Origin of the sequence: Mucilaginibacter sp. R-33 (assembly GCF_049949235.1) — a bacterium.
Taxonomy (GTDB): domain Bacteria; phylum Bacteroidota; class Bacteroidia; order Sphingobacteriales; family Sphingobacteriaceae; genus Mucilaginibacter.
In genome coordinates this window covers 3183069-3201265 of record NZ_CP188089.1, presented here as the reverse complement: position 1 = coordinate 3201265, position 18197 = coordinate 3183069, and the positions used below count along the sequence as shown (strand labels likewise).

General features: G+C 43.2%; 14 protein-coding genes. 9 read left to right on the top strand and 5 right to left on the bottom strand.

The window, feature by feature from the left end; all coding sequences use genetic code 11:
* The first annotated feature begins 135 nt into the window (after nt 1-135).
* The 5 genes from ACP26M_RS13345 to ACP26M_RS13325 all read left to right on the top strand — a co-directional run bounded on the left by ACP26M_RS13345 (nt 136) and on the right by ACP26M_RS13325 (nt 9093).
* The gene (locus tag ACP26M_RS13345; RefSeq protein ID WP_426589563.1) at nt 136-3480 is read left to right on the top strand and encodes a TonB-dependent receptor; all 3345 of its coding nucleotides are present in this window, start codon (nt 136-138) and stop codon (nt 3478-3480) included.
* Between the two features lie 30 nt (nt 3481-3510).
* Nucleotides 3511-5067, top strand: coding sequence for a RagB/SusD family nutrient uptake outer membrane protein (locus tag ACP26M_RS13340; protein ID WP_426589561.1), 1557 nt, complete (start codon nt 3511-3513; stop codon nt 5065-5067).
* 159 nt (nt 5068-5226) lie between these two features.
* Nucleotides 5227-6726, top strand: coding sequence for an arabinan endo-1,5-alpha-L-arabinosidase (locus ACP26M_RS13335; protein ID WP_426589559.1), 1500 nt, complete (start codon nt 5227-5229; stop codon nt 6724-6726).
* Between the two features lie 539 nt (nt 6727-7265).
* A complete protein-coding gene (locus ACP26M_RS13330; RefSeq protein WP_426589557.1) occupies nt 7266-7700 on the top strand; it encodes a CBS domain-containing protein in 435 nt (144 codons plus the stop codon).
* A 100-nt stretch (nt 7701-7800) separates the two neighbouring features.
* Entirely contained in the window at nt 7801-9093 is a 1293-nt protein-coding gene (locus tag ACP26M_RS13325; RefSeq protein WP_426589555.1) for a DUF885 domain-containing protein, read from the top strand.
* A gap of 130 nt (nt 9094-9223) precedes the next feature.
* Here the strand turns inward: ACP26M_RS13325 and ACP26M_RS13320 are convergent, their stop codons facing one another.
* Nucleotides 9224-9850 (bottom strand): CatA-like O-acetyltransferase, encoded by a 627-nt coding sequence (locus ACP26M_RS13320; RefSeq protein WP_426589553.1) that lies wholly within the window; start codon nt 9848-9850, stop codon nt 9224-9226.
* A 143-nt stretch (nt 9851-9993) separates the two neighbouring features.
* Here ACP26M_RS13320 and ACP26M_RS13315 point away from each other — a divergent pair, with 143 nt between their 5' ends.
* Nucleotides 9994-10836, top strand: a complete 843-nt coding sequence (locus tag ACP26M_RS13315) for an isocitrate lyase/PEP mutase family protein (protein WP_426589551.1) — start codon at nt 9994-9996, stop codon at nt 10834-10836.
* A 165-nt stretch (nt 10837-11001) separates the two neighbouring features.
* Complete coding sequence (gene fabF, locus ACP26M_RS13310) at nt 11002-12246, top strand: beta-ketoacyl-ACP synthase II (protein WP_426589549.1); 1245 nt, start codon at nt 11002-11004, stop codon at nt 12244-12246.
* Between the two features lie 57 nt (nt 12247-12303).
* On the opposite strand, the gene ACP26M_RS13305 is transcribed toward fabF, so the two are convergent.
* The gene (locus tag ACP26M_RS13305; RefSeq protein WP_426589547.1) at nt 12304-13977 is read right to left on the bottom strand and encodes a patatin-like phospholipase family protein; all 1674 of its coding nucleotides are present in this window, start codon (nt 13975-13977) and stop codon (nt 12304-12306) included.
* Nucleotides 13978-14070: 93 nt separating this feature from the next.
* Nucleotides 14071-14244 (bottom strand): hypothetical protein, encoded by a 174-nt coding sequence (locus tag ACP26M_RS13300; protein WP_426589545.1) that lies wholly within the window; start codon nt 14242-14244, stop codon nt 14071-14073.
* Nucleotides 14245-14370: 126 nt separating this feature from the next.
* Here ACP26M_RS13300 and ACP26M_RS13295 point away from each other — a divergent pair, with 126 nt between their 5' ends.
* A complete protein-coding gene (locus ACP26M_RS13295; RefSeq protein ID WP_426589543.1) occupies nt 14371-14763 on the top strand; it encodes a VOC family protein in 393 nt (130 codons plus the stop codon).
* A gap of 255 nt (nt 14764-15018) precedes the next feature.
* Here ACP26M_RS13295 and ACP26M_RS13290 read toward each other — a convergent pair whose 3' ends face one another.
* Both ACP26M_RS13290 and ACP26M_RS13285 read right to left on the bottom strand, forming a co-directional pair.
* Nucleotides 15019-15603, bottom strand: coding sequence for a hypothetical protein (locus ACP26M_RS13290; protein WP_426589541.1), 585 nt, complete (start codon nt 15601-15603; stop codon nt 15019-15021).
* Nucleotides 15604-15617: 14 nt separating this feature from the next.
* Nucleotides 15618-17435 (bottom strand): PAS domain-containing sensor histidine kinase, encoded by a 1818-nt coding sequence (locus ACP26M_RS13285; protein WP_426589539.1) that lies wholly within the window; start codon nt 17433-17435, stop codon nt 15618-15620.
* Between the two features lie 285 nt (nt 17436-17720).
* Here ACP26M_RS13285 and ACP26M_RS13280 point away from each other — a divergent pair, with 285 nt between their 5' ends.
* Complete coding sequence (locus ACP26M_RS13280) at nt 17721-18188, top strand: nuclear transport factor 2 family protein (protein ID WP_426589537.1); 468 nt, start codon at nt 17721-17723, stop codon at nt 18186-18188.
* Nucleotides 18189-18197 lie beyond the last annotated feature (9 nt).

Sequence of the window (18197 nt, the reverse complement as noted above, 5' to 3'; positions counted from 1 at the left end):
TGCGTAAATAAGTATCAAATCTTAAACCATAAAAAATGGGAAGATGTTCCCGCATCCCCCCAATTATAATGTGGTACAAGTTAACTACCAGTCCTTCTATAAACCAAATAGTTAAAATAACCTTAATGCTAAATTATGAAAAAAAATGCACACCGCATTAACCCATTGCGGCTGAACCAATTTTTGAAAGTACTTCTTATGTTTAAATTTATCTGTATCCTGGTGCTCGTCTCCTCATTGCAGGCGTTTTCAAAAGGATATGGTCAGACCAAGATCAACGTAAATTTCCAAAATGTGTCCCTGAAGAAGGCACTTAAGGAGATAGAAAAGAAGTCTGATTATCGCTTTTTGTATAACGACGATATGTTGTTGAAAAATGACATGCCCGCCAGTTTAAATACAAAAGATGCATCGCTTGAAGAGGTGATGAAAATTGTACTTAGCAATACCAACCTGAGTTATACGCTGGGTGATAATAACCTCGTTATCCTTACCGAAAAAGGCAAGGCAATGGCCCCCGGCACTATTAACGGTAAAGTTACCGACGAGACTGACTTGCCCATGCCTGGTGTAACGGTAAAGGTAAAGGGCACCAATGTAAGCGCCCAAACTGATTTACAGGGGCGTTATACATTAAATATTCCCGATAACAATACCGGTAGTGTAGTACTTGTTTTTTCGTTTGTTGGCTATGCCTCGCAGGAAATAACAGTTAACGGCAACTCGTTGATCAATGTACAGTTAAAAGCAGCATCCAACTCGTTGAACGAAGTAATTGTGGTTGGATATGGCACGCAGAAAAAGGAAAACCTTACAGGTTCGGTTGCTGTGGTAAATCTTAAAGATGCCAATAAACGTGTAACACCGGATGTTGCGAGGGCTTTACAAGGCCAGGTTGCGGGTGTGCAGGTAAACGGCTCGGGTGTGCCGGGCGAAGGCGTTTCTATCCGTATCCGCGGTGTAAGTTCGCTTATCAATAACAACCCGCTTTATATTATTGATGGCGTGCCAACTATGGAACCTTTCGATTTCCCAACCACTGATATCGAAAGTATGCAGGTGATAAAGGATGCTTCGGCGGGGGCAATTTATGGTTTCCGCGGTGCTAATGGTGTGGTGATCATTACTACCAAAAAAGGTAAAAATGGCGCCATGAAGATCAATTACAATGGTTATGCAGGCTTCCAGAAAAATCCCAAAACGCTTTCTGTTACCGATAGGGTAGGTTATCAGAAAATTGCCAACGCTGCCGAAACCAATGCAGGTTTATCCCTGGCCCCGGGCAACGATCCCTCATCAAGCAAATTTATCAGCAATGTAAACACCGACTGGCAAAAATCGGGGTTCAGAACTGGTTATACCCAAAGTCATGACCTGGGCCTATCGGGCGGTAACGAAAACATGAGTTATAACGTTGCCTTTGATTACTTTAACCAAACCGGTACAACTGTATCTGGACCTTCTTATACCCGTTATAACCTCAGCGGCAATATCCAGGGTAAAAAAGGTATCGTATCTTTCGGTACTAAGTTTGCCTATACCGAAGGCGACTATAACAATCTGGCGTATCCTCACTTGCACGGTACCGGTAATCAGATAGTTGACCTGGTGACAGCTATCCCTACCATGCCTATTTATGACCCTAACCGTGTTGGCGGCTACGGAGGTGTTGATCAAAATACACAAAGAGCTATCTCTTTGAATATCATTGGTGTAAATAACCTGCTGAACAGCACCGGGCAACGCAACCGTATGTTGGCATCGGCGTGGATGGAGGTTGAGTTTATTAAAAACCTGAAATACCGCCTAAATGCAAGCTATGATCGTAACGATTTCAAGAATACTTACTTTGATCCTATTTACGATCTTGGCTGGTTCTACCCAAACACTACTGCTTACTACAGAGACGCACGCGGTAATTATTACACCGCACTTATTGAGAATACGTTAAGCTACAAGTTTGATATCAGCAAGCACCATGTGGAGTTATTAGCGGGTACGGCTTATCAAAAGGATAAAAATGATAACCTTACAGGTATTGCGTATAACCTGCCCCAGCCATACCTGTTTGCGTTTGATAATGTGAGCAATACCACCGATAAAACCGTGTTTGGCAACAGTAACGAACGTAAATTTTACTCGCCCATATTTGGTCGTGTAAATTATAACTATGATGACCGTTACCTGCTGACAGCAAACTACCGTCGTGACGGTACATCGCAACTGCCTGAATATAATCGCTTTGGTAATTTTGCAGGTGTATCAGTAGGCTGGAACATCAACAAGGAGAAGTTTTTGCACCTGCCCGAAACCATCAGCCAGTTAAAATTAAAAGCCGGTTATGGTACATTAGGTAACGTAAATGCACTTGCATTTTATCCTTACCAGGCGGTAGTAAATGCCAATGCCAGCTATGTATTCGGTAATACACTTGCATCGGGAGCAACCCAAACCCAGGTGTTTGATCAAACCAATAAATGGGAGCAAAAGCAAACAACTAACATTGGTTTGGATTTAAGCCTGTTTCATGATCAGCTAAGCTTTTCGTCAGAGTATTATATCAACAAGATCAAAGGCATCCTGTTATCAGTACCTATCCCGGTTTCGGTAGGGGCTATTAACACGCCGCTGGTTAATGCTGCCTCATTTACCAATAAAGGTATCGAGTTTACGGTAACTTATCGCAGCAGGGATACCGGTCCGTTTAATTACACCATTAGCGCAAACGCTTCAACCGTTAAAAATAAAGTAACATCATTAGGCAATGGCGGTAACCCGATATACGGCGCATACAGCAAAACGGCTGTTGGCGGCGAAGTAGGTGAACTATACGCTTTTAAAACTGAAGGCATTTTTAAAGATGCTGCGGATGTAGCGGCACATGCCACCCAAACAGGAGCAGCCCCGGGCGATGTTAAGTTTGTTGATACCAATAAAGATGGCATCATCAATGATGCCGACCGTGTTTATTTGGGTTCGGCTATTCCTAAATTGTACTATGGCTTTAACTTCAGCGCTAATTATAAAAACTTTGACGCGTCAGTATTTATACAGGGCAACTATGGCAGTAAAATAGCCAATGGTGTGTATCAGTCTTTAATGACCGGTCAGTATACCAATGCCAGCACTGATGAGCTGAATTACTGGACACCAAACAATACCAATACCAACGTGCCGCGTCCAATAATTGGCGATCCTAATGCCAATAACCGCAATTCTGACAGGTTTATTCAAAGCGGCTCATATGCCCGTTTACAAACTGCACAATTGGGTTATACGCTGCCAACGGGTTTATTGAACCGTACGCACGTGATCAGGAGCCTTAGAGTTTACCTGTCGGGACAAAATCTGTACACTATAACCAAGTACAAAGGTTTCGACCCTGATTTTATTAACGATGGTACCATTAACCGTGGTTTTGATTATGGCTCGTTCCCAAATCCACGCACTTTACTGGTAGGCTTACAATTAGGATTATAAAAACTGATTAACGATTTAACATTATTTATAATGAAAACGATATATACAAAGGCAGTATTAACGCTATTGTTGGTAGCTGTATTTGCCATGGGATGTAAAAAGAGCGATCTGACTACGGTAAACCCTAACGCGCAAACAACTCAAACTTTTTGGCAAAATGCCAGCGATGCCGTAAAGGGAATTAACGCGGTATACGGCAGTTTAATCATTGATGGTTCATACATGCGCTTTTCGCCGATAGTAGAAAACACACGGGGCGATGATGCGACAAGCTATAGCCCCTGGGACCAGATCTATAATATGGGTAAGTTTAACATGCAAAGCACCGGCGATGGCGTACTGTTTTCATGGACAGCCTACTACCAGGGTATTTTACGCGCAAATGAAGTGCTGAAGTATGTACCCGCCATTAATATGGATGCCGAACTGAAAAAACGGGTATTAGGACAAGCATATTTCCTGCGCGCCCTGTACTATTTTCACCTGGCCGATTTTTATAAAAACGTGCCTATGCCGTTGGTACCTGCCGGCTCAAGTGCCGATTATTTCCAGAAACAACAACCACAGGATGTAGTTTGGGCACAGGTGATCAGCGATTTTAAAGCGGCCGAAGGCATGCTGCCAACAACTTACAGCGGCTTATCGCCCGACGGACAGATTGGTCGTGCTACAAAAGGTGCGGCATCTGCATACCTGGGTAAAACCTATCTGTTTACAAAAAAATATGCTGAAGCGGCTGCCGAGTTCAAATCAGTTATTGATATGGGTAGCTATAGCCTGGTGGCCAATTATTACGATAACTTTTTTGCAAACAATGAAAACAACTCCGAATCGATTTTTGAGGTTCAGTTTTCGACGGTTGCCGGAGGTACAGATCTGGGCTGGGGAGGCGATCCATCATCAGGATGGGGCCGTACATCTGCCCGTGCAATCACTTTTGGCGCGGCGAGTTTCGGTTTTACCGATGTGCAGCCAACGCCTGCATTATACAATGAATATCTGCAGGAAAAAACAACCAGCGGCGGTGTTGATCCCCGTTTGGATGTAACCATGTATTACAACAAACCCGGCGAAAAATTATATAACCAGGATTTTGCCGCCCGCTACGCCGGCAGCTCCTCATTAAATGCCCTGTTTTGCCATAAGTATGAAAACGGCGACAGCGGCCAGGCCGATGAGTATGACTGGAGATCGGGTATCAACGAAAGGTTGATGCGTTATGCCGATGTACTGCTGATGTACGCTGAGTGTTTGAACGAATTGGGCCAGACAAACGATGCTTATCAATACATCCAGCGGGTGCGCAGCCGTGTTGGTTTGCCAAACTTAGCTACGGTAAAACCGGGCATGAGCCAGGCTGAAATGCGCGAGCAAATAGGTCACGAGCGTTTTCTGGAGTTTTCGTTGGAAGGACACCGTTTTGATGACATCCGCCGCTGGGGCTGGCTGCAGGATGCCACCAAACTGGCCTGGCTAAAAACGCGCGACCCGGAATTTAATACGTACACACCGGGTAAGGAATATCTGCCAATACCACTTACCGAGGTACAAACTAACGTGGGTTTGGTGCAGAATACGGGGTATTAGAGAAAAAAGAGCGGGTGGAGGCGCGATTCCTTCCCTTGGGAAGGAGGAGGAAGGGGTTTATGAATCACGGTAAATACACTGCTTGCATAAACCCCTCCCCGCCACATCACAATCTATCACACCCCTCTCGAGGGAGGGAATAAAAATTAAGTGCAAGAGATGACAAAGACGATGACTAAAGCGAAAGATCTATACTTGATAGCAGCGTTGGCAACAGTAATGTTTTCCTGCTCAAAAAAGGAAACCCCTGCGCCAACTAAAACGGATACTACCACAACTCCACCGGTAACAACAGCGTTTGATATCAATAGTATCAGTGATACTTATGCGGATATTGCGGCATTTACCTATTACCCTAAGTGGACGGTTTATAACGTGCATGACCCGTCCATCAAAAAGTTTGGTGATTATTACTATTGCTACAGTACGGATGTGGCTTTTGGTACTGATGTAAGAGCGGGCCTGCAAATCCGCAGGTCGAAGGATTTGGTGCAGTGGGAGTATGTGGGCTGGGTATTTTCGTCATTACCGGCGCAGGGATCTGCCTATATTACGGGTAAAGGCGGCACGCCTTACAACGCCTTATGGGCTCCTTACGTAATGAAGGTAGGTTCGGAGTACAGATTGTATTATTCGCTTTCATCGCCTGTAGCACGCCTGAGTGTTATCGGCATGGCGACAGCTTCATCGCCTGATGGTCCCTGGACGGAGAAAGGCCTCGTTGTAACATCAGCCAATGATGCCAGTATCCAAACAAACGCTATCGACCCAACCGTAATAACTACAACAACCGGCGAACAGTACATGTATTATGGCTCGGCCTGGGATGGGATCTATATCCTGAAACTTGATCCTTCAACCGGCCTGGCGGCCAATTCGGGCGATAAGGGTAAGCGCATAGCTAACCGCGGTTTTACCGGCGGCAAATACAATGGTAATATTGAAGGTGCTGAAGTGATCTACAACCCCGATCTGAAAAAGTATTTCCTGTTTATCAGTTATGACTGGCTGCAAACCAAGTATAACGTAAGGGTAGGGCGGGGCGATAGCCCGACCGGTCCGTTTTATGATTATAACGGGCATGACATCAATACCGATGAGGATCATGGGCCGATGATCCTTGCCCCATACCAGTTCAGCAACCAAAGCGGCTGGCAGGGCACAGGGCATTGCGCGGTGTTTGATAATGGCAGCGGGCAATATTACATGGCACACCAGGGCAGGCCGGGTATTAACTCGTACTTTATGGACCTGCACGTTCGTAAAATATCATGGACGACCGACGGCTGGCCAATAGTATCGCCCGAGCGATATGCCAATGTTGCTCAAACAACTATAGCATCAACCGATGTGGCAGGAACCTATGAAAAAATTACGCTGAATTATCATATTGTACCGGGTTATGGTACCGAGCAAACCAATCCGGACTTCCAGGTTTCAACAACCTTTAAACTGGACGCTGCCGGTACTATTGATGGTAACGCTGCCGATAAATGGACATTTACCGCTCCATGGCTTGAGCTTAAATACAGCAACGGCGATACGTACAAGCTAAAAGTTGAACGTGAGCGCGACTGGGAAAACAAAATAACATCAACCCTGATATTTACCGGGTTAGATAACCATGGCACTGCCATTTGGGGAAAGAGAAAACAATAGGTTTGTTTTTATATAGGTTGGTAGCCCTTCGGTTTAATTACCGGGGGGCATTTTTAATCAAAGAAACCGAGATTGTTGGTGAAGCTATTTTGTCAGCGCTTTTTATTATTGGGTAACTTATTCAAAAAAGTTACGATAAAAACAAAAAAAGAAGTTGTATAAACATGGCGTCAAATCTTCTGTAAAACCTCCATTGTTTTTACTCTTATTAGTTTTATTGTCTGATTTTTAATTAGTTATGTATGTTTTATTGAATGTACTAATTAGCTGATTATCAATTTGTTTCATTTTTACACTGTTCCTTGTTTCACTCTCAAAAAATGGAACAATTGTTTTTTTACAAAAAAGACAGCCGGCATTTTTTTAATTTTTTTTCGGGAATCAAAAAATTGGGGCACCTGATTTGTTACAATATAAGGATTGGTTTAAACTGCATGGCCGAACGGTTTTTTTAGCCTGAATAGATTTTGTTTTCCACAATCCATTGTTTTTCTGTTACTTATTCGTATCTTGAATTTACCAAATTAACCTGAGTATTTATGAAAAGTGTAAAGCATATCCTGGCCCGTAAGGGGAACAACGTTACTGCAGTACCTGCCGATACCACCGTGTTTAACGTGTTGAAACTGATGGCCGAAAAAAACATCGGCTCGGTAGTAGTAACTGAAAATGGCAGGTATATGGGCCTGATGACAGAGAGGGATTACTCCCGTAAAATCATTTTAATGGGTAAACACTCTGATGAAACCACCGCCGGCGAGATCATAAGTACCAATTTCCCGAGGATCACACCCGAATCATCAGTTGATGAATGCATGCTGATCATGAGCGAAAATAATATCAGGTATTTACCGGTGTTTGATGTGGCCGATCAGCTATGCGGTATTATTTCTATGAGTGATGTGGTGTACGAAACTATCTATTCGCAAAGGGAAACCATTGAGCAATTGCATAGCTACATCCAATCAACATAAGCAAAAATGCTTTTGGATTGCTGATAATGGTTAACAGGAGATTTGTTTTTGCATAAATTAATCAAAGCAAATATTTAGGTTTGTTAACCACTCCGTTGTTATGAGGCGACCTCTTGTTTTTTTGTTTTTTATTTTAACTTCTTCTTTTGCTTTTGGTCAGCAAACGTTTGATGCTTTTTGCAATGATTTTGTAGCCGGCTACACCAAATTGCATTTACCACAATTGGAGTTAAGCTACGTAAGTGGCTTAGAGCGTATTGGCACAGCCGCCGATGTGCAAAAGCAACTGGACTTTTTTACAAAAGTCAAAACCGGCTTATCGGCTTTTAAGGCAGATCAGCTCAGCGAATCGGAAAAAGTAGATTATCAGCTGATCCGTTATGAAACAGGCCTCAATTTAGAGCGGATTTCCCTTGAACAGGATTGGTTAAAAAACAAACCGGCGGCTGTTCCTACCAATGGTATTATCAACCTCCCTAACGGAAAAGCCTGGTATGCCTACCTGCTTAAACGCTGGACCAGTGCCAGCGCCACTCCTGATGAGATCTACCAGTTTGGCCTTAGCGAAGTGGCCCGCGTTCAAAAGCATATCGAAGCTATCCGCCAGCAAACCGGGTTAAACGAAGATGCTTTTTATAAGCACCTCAATGATCCGTCCTTTTTTATCAGCGACCCGAAGTTAGTCCAGAAAGCCTTCGAAAATACCAAAGCGGTCATTTATGCCAACATGTCCAAACTGTTTAGCAATACCAACATAGCCCTGCTAAAAATTGTAAAAGGCGAAAGCAGGCAGCTGGCACAAACGCCCGGCTATTACGATAGTAATGCGTTTTACTATAATCTTTTTGATAAGCCATACAATAAACGGCAGGTCGACTGGCTTTTTATGCATGAGGGAGTTCCCGGTCACCATTACGAGGCGAGTACGGAGGCGCAAACCAAAACATCAGCCGTGCAGCAGCTTTTTTATTATATGGGCTTTGCTGAGGGTTGGGCGGCATATACCGAAGAGTTAGGCAAACAACTTGGTGTATACAAAACGCCTTATGATGACCTGGGTAAATGGGAGTGGGATATTGTACGGTCGGTACGCGTACCCTTGGATGTAGCGCTTAATTATTACGGCTGGACAGATGAACAGGCGCTGGCATTTTGGAAAAAGAACATCCGGGGGCAGGATGATATTGCCATGCGCGAAATTGCCCGCATGCGCCGCTGGCCGGCACAGGTAGTTACCTACAAGTATGGCGCATTACAAATACTGCACTGGAAAGAGGAATTGCAGCAAAAACAAGGCGTTAAGTTTAATATCAGGGATTTTCATTCGCGCGTGCTTGATCATGGCTCGCTGCCGTTGTTTATGGTGAAGGAAAATGTGTTTAAAAAAAGTTAAACTTTTTATCTTGTAAATCAATAGATGGAAAGATAGCACCAGAGGTGCTAAAGGTTTGTAGAATAATTATTAAAGATTTATAGGGTTTTAGCGTGCCAGAGGTACGCAACTTCTGCGCGTTTACAGTAGCCTAAAACCCTTTGTTCAGCAGCTCCTGGTAACAATCAATATACTGGCCCACGTGGATGCCATCAATCAATGCGTGATTTACATGGACGGACACCGGCATAGTACGCTTACCATGATGCTCTGTCATTTTTCCAAAGGAAATTTTGGGGCAGCTATCCACAAATGAAAACATCCGCGCGTGCGACAGCGAGGTGAAGTTGATCCAGGGTAGCGAAGAAAAACGGATTACATTGTTTAACGCCTTGCGTTCAAGCAGGTTGTTACTTTGCACCCGTTCAATTTCCTTGTTGGCGTCGCGGGCGAAATCTTCGAACAACGGATGAAAAGGCCATTCACCAAAGCCAAATGTGCCATTAGCCCGCGGCACGGTTGAGCTGGCATCAATCCGGTCATAAATAAAAACATCATCGCCCTCCATACGATATTTGAAAGGCTCAATAATTTGCGATGCCGCTAAAGACTGGTACATGGTGTAAAGGAAAAATGAGATCCCGTTATCCTTCACAAACTTATAGGCGGCTGTTACATCAACGTTTACGTTTACGCCATAATAGGGCTCCTCAAACTGTTTAAAAAAGTTGTAATGCTCTTTCCTGATCCAGTTTTCAATATCTACTTTTTGTTTCATAACTATTGCTGTTGCAATAATAGGGATATTAAGTCGGAAGTTAGAAGTCGTAAGTCTTAAGTCAAAAAGCAAATTTCTGGCTTAAGACTTGTGATTGCAGGCTAACTTTTGCTTAATTTCGATAAACACTAATCTACCTTCAAATGTCATCTGCAATAAACAATTACCAATATCAAAAAGCCGAAGTTTTTAAAGCTCTGCATGAACGTGATGGCCTGTTTGTTATCCCTAATCCATGGGATGCAGGTTCGGCTAAAATTTTAGCCGGTTTAGGCTTTGAAGCTTTTACTACTACCAGTGCCGGGTTGGCTTATGCACTGGGCCGGCCAGATGGTTATGCCCTGATCAGCCGCAGTGAAACACTGGATAATGCCCACGCTATTATTAACGCAACCCATTTACCGGTAGCCGCCGATTTGGAGAATGGTTTTGGCGATACGCCGGAGATTTGTGCCGAAACTATCTTAGCCGCAGCGGAAATGGGACTGGTTGGCGGCTCAATAGAGGATGCCACAGGTAATGATAAAGATCCCATTTACAATTTTGACCTTTCGGCTGCCCGGATAAAGGCTGCTGTTGAAGCGGCGCGAAGCCTTCCTTTTCATTTTATATTGACCGCAAGGGCCGAAAATATGATCCACGGGAAAATAGATCTGCAGGACACCATAAAACGCCTTGTTGCTTATGCCGATGCAGGTGCCGATGTGCTTTTTGCGCCGGGCCTCAAAACGAGGGAACAAATAAGCGAAGTAGTAAAAGCCGTTGCGCCTAAGCCCGTGAATATTGTACTTGGCGCAGCAGGTTTTGATATTAGCTTCAATGAACTTGCCGACCTGGGTATAAAAAGGGTAAGTCTTGGTTCTGCATTGGCAAGGGCTGCTTTGGGCGCTTTTCAGCGGGCCGCTATTGAACTTTCACGGGGAAGTTATGGTTTTGTAAATGATGCTGTTCCTTATTCAGAACTAAATAAGATTTTTGGAAAATAATCGAATCTCTTTCCTTGATTTAACCATGATGGTTTTTGAACTGTTTTAACTTTTGGTCATGCCATAACCCGGTAATTTTCAGCATGTAAAACCAGTACATGTTGAATTATCAAAATACCAAGTGGTATATATTTATATCTTTGCGCCGATTTTAATAAAACCATCATGTTAAACAGAGTAGTTATAACAGGTCTGGGCGCTTTAACACCGCTTGGAAATAATGTAGAAACTTATTGGCAAAATTTAATAGCCGGTAAAAGCGGCGCTGCAACCATCACCCGTTTTGATGCATCATTGTTCCGTACGCAATTTGCCTGTGAATTGAAAGATTTCAATATCACAGATCACCTTGATAAGGCCGAATTAAAACGTACAGACACCTTTACCCAGTACGCATTGGTAGCATCTGATGAAGCTATCCGCGATTCGGGTTTTGATTTTAATAAAATGGACCCGTTTGATGTTGGCGTGATCTGGGGCAGCGGACAAGGTGGTATGGAAACTTTTGAAGAGCAGGTAACCGAATATGCCAAAGGTAATGGACAGCCGCGGTTCAGCCCGTTTTTTGTGCCGAAGTTTATATCTAACATGGCTTCGGGTATGATCTCTATCCGCAATGGTTTTATGGGGATCAATTATACCACGGTTTCGGCCTGTGCAACGTCCAATACTGCCATTATGGATGCTTTTAATTACATCCGTTTGGGTAAGGCTAAGATCATCGTTACCGGCGGTTCTGAAGCGCCTATAACCCCGGCTTCTATTGGTGGTTTTAGTTCGATGAAAGCCATGTCGGCCCGTAATAATGATCCGCAACACGCTTCAAGGCCATTTGATATTGATCGTGATGGTTTTGTTATGGGCGAAGGCGCAGGTGCTTTGGTGTTGGAAGATTATGAACATGCAGTAGGTCGTGGTGCCCATATTTATGCTGAAGTTACCGGAGCATCTATGACTGCTGATGCCTACCATATGACAGCAACCCACCCTGAAGGATTGGGTGCAGCACGTGCCATGCAACAGGCCCTAAATGAATCGGGGTTAAACATTGAAGATGTCGACTATCTGAACATGCATGCCACATCAACGCCGGTAGGCGATCTTTCAGAGATTAACGCCCTGCTTGCGGTTACCAAAGGCAAAGCAACAGATACTATTATAGGTTCAACCAAATCAATGACCGGCCACCTGCTGGGTGCCGCCGGAGCTATTGAAGCTATTGCCGCCATAAAATCAATTGAAAATCAGATTATACCACCAACAATCAATACCACAACTTTAGATCCCGCTATTCCGGATTCTCTGAAGTTTGTATTGAATGATGCTATCGACCATAAAGTGAAAGTAGCCATGAGCAATACTTTTGGCTTTGGCGGGCATAACGGAATAGTGGTATTTAAGGCGGTGTAAAGCCTTTGAAGCCTTACGAAGTTTTAAAAAGCTTCGTAAGGCTGAATTTTTAGACCGCTACGGCAGCAGTTTCCATGTTTTAAGCTCTTCTTTGATCACTACCATTATTTTGTTGGTTACCATGCGATTCAGGATCACTTTAGCGCCTATCCATAATAAGCTTTTGGTAAGCCAGCCCAGGTCTGCCACATTAAGTATAATGGTTTGGATCCGATCTTTCAAGCCGCTGCTAAACCTGTCGATATCTTTTTCTTTAAGCGTAGGCCAGTTGTTACCCGAACTGAATTTAATATCGGGGAATTTGATATCTTCTTCAAATACAGGGATGATCTGGTAGCTATCGTTTTGGGTCGATTTAAATCTGGCCAGATCGGCATTAGCATAACCATCTTTAAAAATAGGGTTGGTGGTAAGCGCTTTGGCTGGTATGGTAAAGTAATCACGCAAAAAGATCTTACAATTGTGCCGGCCTAAAAAGAAATCATGCACCCTGAATTCTTTATTTAAAAAACCGCTAAATCCGCTCAGCGCACCGCAGGCTATGGCTTGCTCACCGGTTAGATCTGTCGATTTGCCATCGGGCGTATCTACGCGGCGCGATGGCGTGATCAGGTACTGACCTGCGCAATCCTCGTCCATAGCGTCTTTAATATTAACCGCTTTTGAGCGCATTTGCGATAGCATGGATGACAGCGTTAAGCCTATCACATTTGATATAGCCCGTGATTGCGAAATTGGTTTTGGCGGTTGGGTAGGGAAGGGTTCGATCATCAGTACGGTTGAAACAAACTTGTTAAAGTTGTTATAATCAACGCTGGGCTGACCGGTAAGATCGTCTAAAACACTTCGTACTTTATCGAACGGCTCATTGTTGATCATACCACCGTCGACATTCAGGGTTTGGTAGCCGCCTGCATCAATTGGAGTATTGGTTAAGTAGTTGCTTAACCATGGGTTATTGTTAACATATTGGGCGTCGCGTTTAACTATCCTTGATTGCAATCCAACCGGAAAGGCGCCGGTGGCCATTGCAGCGTCGGCGGCTATATCTGTGTTAATATTATTTTTCAGGTCAAGCGGCATCCATCCGTTATTATGCCCGGCAATGGCGTTTTCGGTAAGCTCAAAGCATGCGTAATCGTTGTGGATGCGCATATTATACTTGGTACGCTGCAGCGATGATGAATTGAACGGAACATTGTAGGCGTAGCCCTGTAGGTTTGTAAGCGTGGTAAAGATCTTTAAGCCGGGTTTAATATAAGCGGGCAGCGGTTGCCATTGTTTTGGATCGGCAGCAACTACGCGTTTGGCAACATCATTGATAAAATCAGAATTAAGTGCCGATATTACACCCGAGCTTTTGATGTCGCTGGTATCCAGCATTTTTGTGAACATATCAGCCTGCACAAGGTCAACCCAGGAGTGGTAGAGCTTGTTTTCGGGATGTTCGGCTAAAAGATCTCCGGATGGCTTGTCGATATGGGTTATCGGGTTATTAAGGGAGGATGCGGCCATGATACTGGTCATACCGCCTGCCGACGCGCCGCCCATTACCGGGATCTGCACCTTGTGAGATGGGACACCGGGTTCATTGCGGTGCTTTTCCCATTCGGTTAATGCCTGAAGCAGGTAATCAATAACGCCTGCTGTATAGGCCCCGGCAGATACGGCGCCGGCCATACAAAGTCCTACATAAAATACTTGCTGATCTGAAGTTTTATCTGCTGCCATGAGATAGATATTAGGTTGGGTTGTTAAATTTAAAAAAAGGATCGTACAAAATGATACGTGAAACTACGCGAGTTGATAGCGGGTTTTACCCGATCACATGGCTTTATGGGCTTTTTGAGGTTTAGTGTGTTCCCTTGGTTTAAGTTCCCGGTCAATGATCTGCCTTTCAAAGTCTTTTTCGTCTTTACGGTTAGTTTTAACTATCCATATCATTAATGCTATTAACAGGGTTATCACAACGGCTACTATGAAATAATTTATCTGCATGTTTATATATTTGGTTAGCTCAATTTACCCCGACTGTATTAACTGGCGATTAAATTTGAGTGTGAAATAAAATCAGCCAGGATCCCTGATTTCATGATTGGATAGGATCTAATAAAAAAATATACAATGCAGGCCCATGTAACAGCCATTACTCTTGCAGTTAAAGATCTTGACGAGGTCAAGGCATTTTATACCGGCAAATTCGGATGGCAGATGCTTGCCGAAAACGAAAAGGTAATAATGTTAAAGCTTGATAATTTGGTGCTTACCCTATGCAATGAGTTGCTTTTTTCAGAGTACACAAATATAAGCAATAATGCTGAAAGCAATCGTTTTTATCTTACTATAAATCTGGCTTCAAAAGCTGACGTTGACGCCAAAATAGCCCAATTGAGGCTGGCAGAAGTACAAGTCTTGAAGCATCCGGCCGAAACTTTCTGGGGCGGGTATGCCGGATTTATTGCCGATCCTGAAGGGAATTGCTGGGAATTCTGCTATAATCCGTTTGTTGAAAATTAATAAATGCTTTTAACTATAGTTGTACATGAATATGGTCGTCATGCCTTACTGCACGGCATCCGTGAAATCGTAGTTTGGGTGTTTTGATGCCCAGGCGGTTTTTTAAATGAGGTTCGATAAATATTTTATTGATGACATTTTGCGATGCAAAGAGGGTTACAAGTGCCTTTGTTCGTAAACTGTCAAAAGTAAAATTAACTTTATTACCCTGGGGAACCATTTTAGTCAAAAAGCTATACTGCCAATAACCCTTTATCAGGCAAGCCTGTGTTGTATTGATTTCCCCGGCGCGCGGTTCTTCACTATTCCGTATCCGATTGGCGAAGGTGCTTTATCAGTTTCTAAGTTTGTTTTATTATCGATATAAAAAAATGCGAGATCGAGTTTTTTACCATCGTTATGACTCAGGTGGGGCATAAGCGGAAACCCATTAATGAACGGAAAGCTCGCGTCAAGATAATTCAGGGTACTTCCCGGATACTTATCGTTCATTTCGGCGGCTACGGCAAATACAGCCTGCTTAAGTTGTGGGCGAACATAATTACGATTGAACAGGCAGGTTAGCCGGTTTAGCGGCTTTAAATGATTGATTTGGGAGAAGGGGAGCGGCACCCTGCCCGAAAGCCTGGCAAGCGGAGGTACAATTAAAAAAGTGGTAAGGCAATATAACACCATAAAAACTACAGCCTTGGTAATTTGGAGGTAATATTTATTATTTACTGTTTTGTTGATTAGTATGTGCAGTCTAATTGAAATGAGATAAACCAACCCACCAATTTGTGTAAAAACAGTGAGCAGGCAAAACAATAAAACGATGATTAGGGGTTTTACTATTTTCAATCGTGATTTAAATTTCAATTTAACGGTATCGTAAACCAAAAGGTACTGCCTTTGCCAACTTCGCTTTCCACACCTATTTGGCCGCCATGACGTTCAATAATCTCGGCACTGATGTACAAACCAAGCCCAAGCCCCGAGTATTGGATCCCTGATGTGTCAACCCTGTAGTAGCGCTCAAATAAATGCGGGATTTTTTCGGCCGGAATCCCTTTACCAAAATCTTGTACTGATATTTTGGCCATATTATCCTGTTTGGCAATGTTGATTATTATGTGGTTGCTTTCAGGCGCGTATTTAACTGCGTTGTTTACAAAGTTAACAACAACCTGGTCAATACGTTGCCTGTCGGCAAATAACTGGAGTTCTGTTTCGCCGGTAAGTACTAATTCATGTGTACCTGCAAGCCTGATATGATCACAGCACTCATTGATCAATTGCGCTGCCGAAAAACTTATTTTATGTAAAGAAAGCTGTCCGGCGGTTATTTTTGATACATTGAGCAAACTATCAACCAATTGCTGCATCTTATTTAAGCTGCTGTTGCCGCGGCTTATAAATTGAGGGATCTTCTCAGATGAAGGATCAACCTTGATCAACCTGTCCAGCAATTGCATCGATGCTTTGATTGACGTCATTGGCGTTTTTAGCTCATGGCTGGCAACGCTGATAAAATCGTCTTTTTGCTGCTGCAAATGTTTAAACTCAGTAATATCAAGCAAAGTGCCCAATATGCGCAATGGTTTGTTTACAGAACCGTAATAAACCTTACCCTGCGTCCTGATCCAGCGTATTGAGCCGTTTGGCCAGATGATCCTCGCTTCATAAAACAGTTTTCCGGTAGTAAGAGCCGTTTTATGGGCATTATTGCGTAATTCCACATCGTCGGGATGCAATGCTTTTAAAAATAAATCGCGGGGTGCATCACGCCCAACGCCAAAAATAATGTTAAACCTTTCAGATGTGAGGATCTCATCCGTAACCAGATCGAGATCAAAGGTGCCAATTTCGGCGGCTTCAACTGCAAGCCTCGCCCTTTCTTCGGCTTCTTCAATTTTACGCCGGGCAAAAAACTTTTCAGTTACATCGATGGCAATAACCATAATGGCGCTGATCTCGCCATCAAAACCCCTGATGGGCTCGTAAACAAAATCAATAAATACCATTTCTGGTATTCCATTGCGTACCAGTAATAATTTATGCTCTTTGGCAGTAATGGGGCGCCCCGTTTCAATAACATTGTCCATCACGGGGCGGTATAGATCAGCAGTTTCCGGTATGGCATCCCAAATAACCCGGTTTTCCATTTCTGCACGTTTTCGACCAACGAGTTCGAGATATGAATCGTTAACTACCTCAATTACCAGGTTGTCGCTGTTAATAATACAGATGCCTACAGGGGCTTGCTTTACCATATTATACAAAGTATGCCTGCTCTCTTCCATCGCCTGCCGGGCGTGCTCAATTTCTGTAACATCGGTTGAGAAACAAATAACACCCACAATTTTACCACGTGTATTGCGAACCGCCTGAAAAGTAAACTTGTAATAATTAATCTGCCGTTTACCGTTAATTACAAATTCTGCCGGTTCATTGCTGCCATGGTAGGTTTCGCCGCTGTGGTAAACTTTGCTTATCTGGCTGCTAAATGGCTGGCCGTCAAGATCAGGCAGCGCCTCGTCAAATGATTTGCCAATTACTGATTTATCTTTTCCCCAGGCTTTTAAAGCGGCTTCGTTGGCCATAGCGATAAGCTTATTTTTGCCCATACACATGTACACTGGAAAGGGCGATGCCTCAACAATACTTCGGAAAAAGTTTTCAGTAGGTTCCAAGTTACAGTGGGGTTTATATAGGTAAAAGATGCTCTCAAAAATAAAAATATTTTCGTAGAGATTTAAATACCTCCGGAGGCTTCTGATATTGTTTATTGAAATTAAGTAATTGTTTGATTGTTTTTGCAGGTTAATGGGCTAAATGCAAAAAATGTACTAAAAATGACTTTAATAGGCGAAAAGCACCTGCTTTCTTTGCGGCAGTACCATACCTGCCTGCTTAGGTGTGATGTGCATATTTTTTTGATGAAACCCTGCCCACATTTGATCAAAAAAATATCACAAATGAAAAATAAGTTTTTATTGGCATTTATAGTAGGACTATTATCTGTCAGCACCCTTTACGCCAGGCCAGTGGCCGAAACAGAGTACACCAATGTGATCCGCGATTTCATTGACAGTCATATGACCTCCAACTTTAAAAAATTAAAATCAATCATGAGCGATAATTCTGTATTGAAGCTCCCCCGCGGCGAAAAGGTACTTGTACAGGAAAAAGATGATCTGGTGAACATGATGAAAAAGGATGCCGGCACAACACAAAACTGCGCATCAAGCTATGAGGTTCTTGCCAAAAGCGATGCTATGGTGATTGCCAGAGTCGATTTTAATTATGAAAACTGCTCACAGCATGATTACCTGATCATCGAAAAAAATGATAAACAGGATTGGAAAATTACCCAGGTTTGCAAAATGTTTGAGGATATAAAAACACCGTTACCCAACGACAATTCTGTAGTAGCCAAAAACTAAATTTTATTT

What these genes read in the sequence shown, in the direction of transcription:
- ACP26M_RS13335 (WP_426589559.1), top strand. Translation starts at nt 5,227, where the DNA reads ATGACAAAGACGATGACTAAAGCGAAAGATCTATACTTGATAGCAGCG.
- ACP26M_RS13340 (WP_426589561.1), top strand. Translation starts at nt 3,511, where the DNA reads ATGAAAACGATATATACAAAGGCAGTATTAACGCTATTGTTGGTAGCT.
- ACP26M_RS13315 (WP_426589551.1), top strand. Translation starts at nt 9,994, where the DNA reads ATGTCATCTGCAATAAACAATTACCAATATCAAAAAGCCGAAGTTTTT.
- ACP26M_RS13300 (WP_426589545.1), bottom strand. Translation starts at nt 14,244, where the DNA reads ATGCAGATAAATTATTTCATAGTAGCCGTTGTGATAACCCTGTTAATA.
- ACP26M_RS13320 (WP_426589553.1), bottom strand. Translation starts at nt 9,850, where the DNA reads ATGAAACAAAAAGTAGATATTGAAAACTGGATCAGGAAAGAGCATTAC.
- ACP26M_RS13345 (WP_426589563.1), top strand. Translation starts at nt 136, where the DNA reads ATGAAAAAAAATGCACACCGCATTAACCCATTGCGGCTGAACCAATTT.
- ACP26M_RS13295 (WP_426589543.1), top strand. Translation starts at nt 14,371, where the DNA reads ATGCAGGCCCATGTAACAGCCATTACTCTTGCAGTTAAAGATCTTGAC.
- ACP26M_RS13280 (WP_426589537.1), top strand. Translation starts at nt 17,721, where the DNA reads ATGAAAAATAAGTTTTTATTGGCATTTATAGTAGGACTATTATCTGTC.
- ACP26M_RS13325 (WP_426589555.1), top strand. Translation starts at nt 7,801, where the DNA reads ATGAGGCGACCTCTTGTTTTTTTGTTTTTTATTTTAACTTCTTCTTTT.
- ACP26M_RS13330 (WP_426589557.1), top strand. Translation starts at nt 7,266, where the DNA reads ATGAAAAGTGTAAAGCATATCCTGGCCCGTAAGGGGAACAACGTTACT.
- fabF (WP_426589549.1), top strand. Translation starts at nt 11,002, where the DNA reads ATGTTAAACAGAGTAGTTATAACAGGTCTGGGCGCTTTAACACCGCTT.
- ACP26M_RS13305 (WP_426589547.1), bottom strand. Translation starts at nt 13,977, where the DNA reads ATGGCAGCAGATAAAACTTCAGATCAGCAAGTATTTTATGTAGGACTT.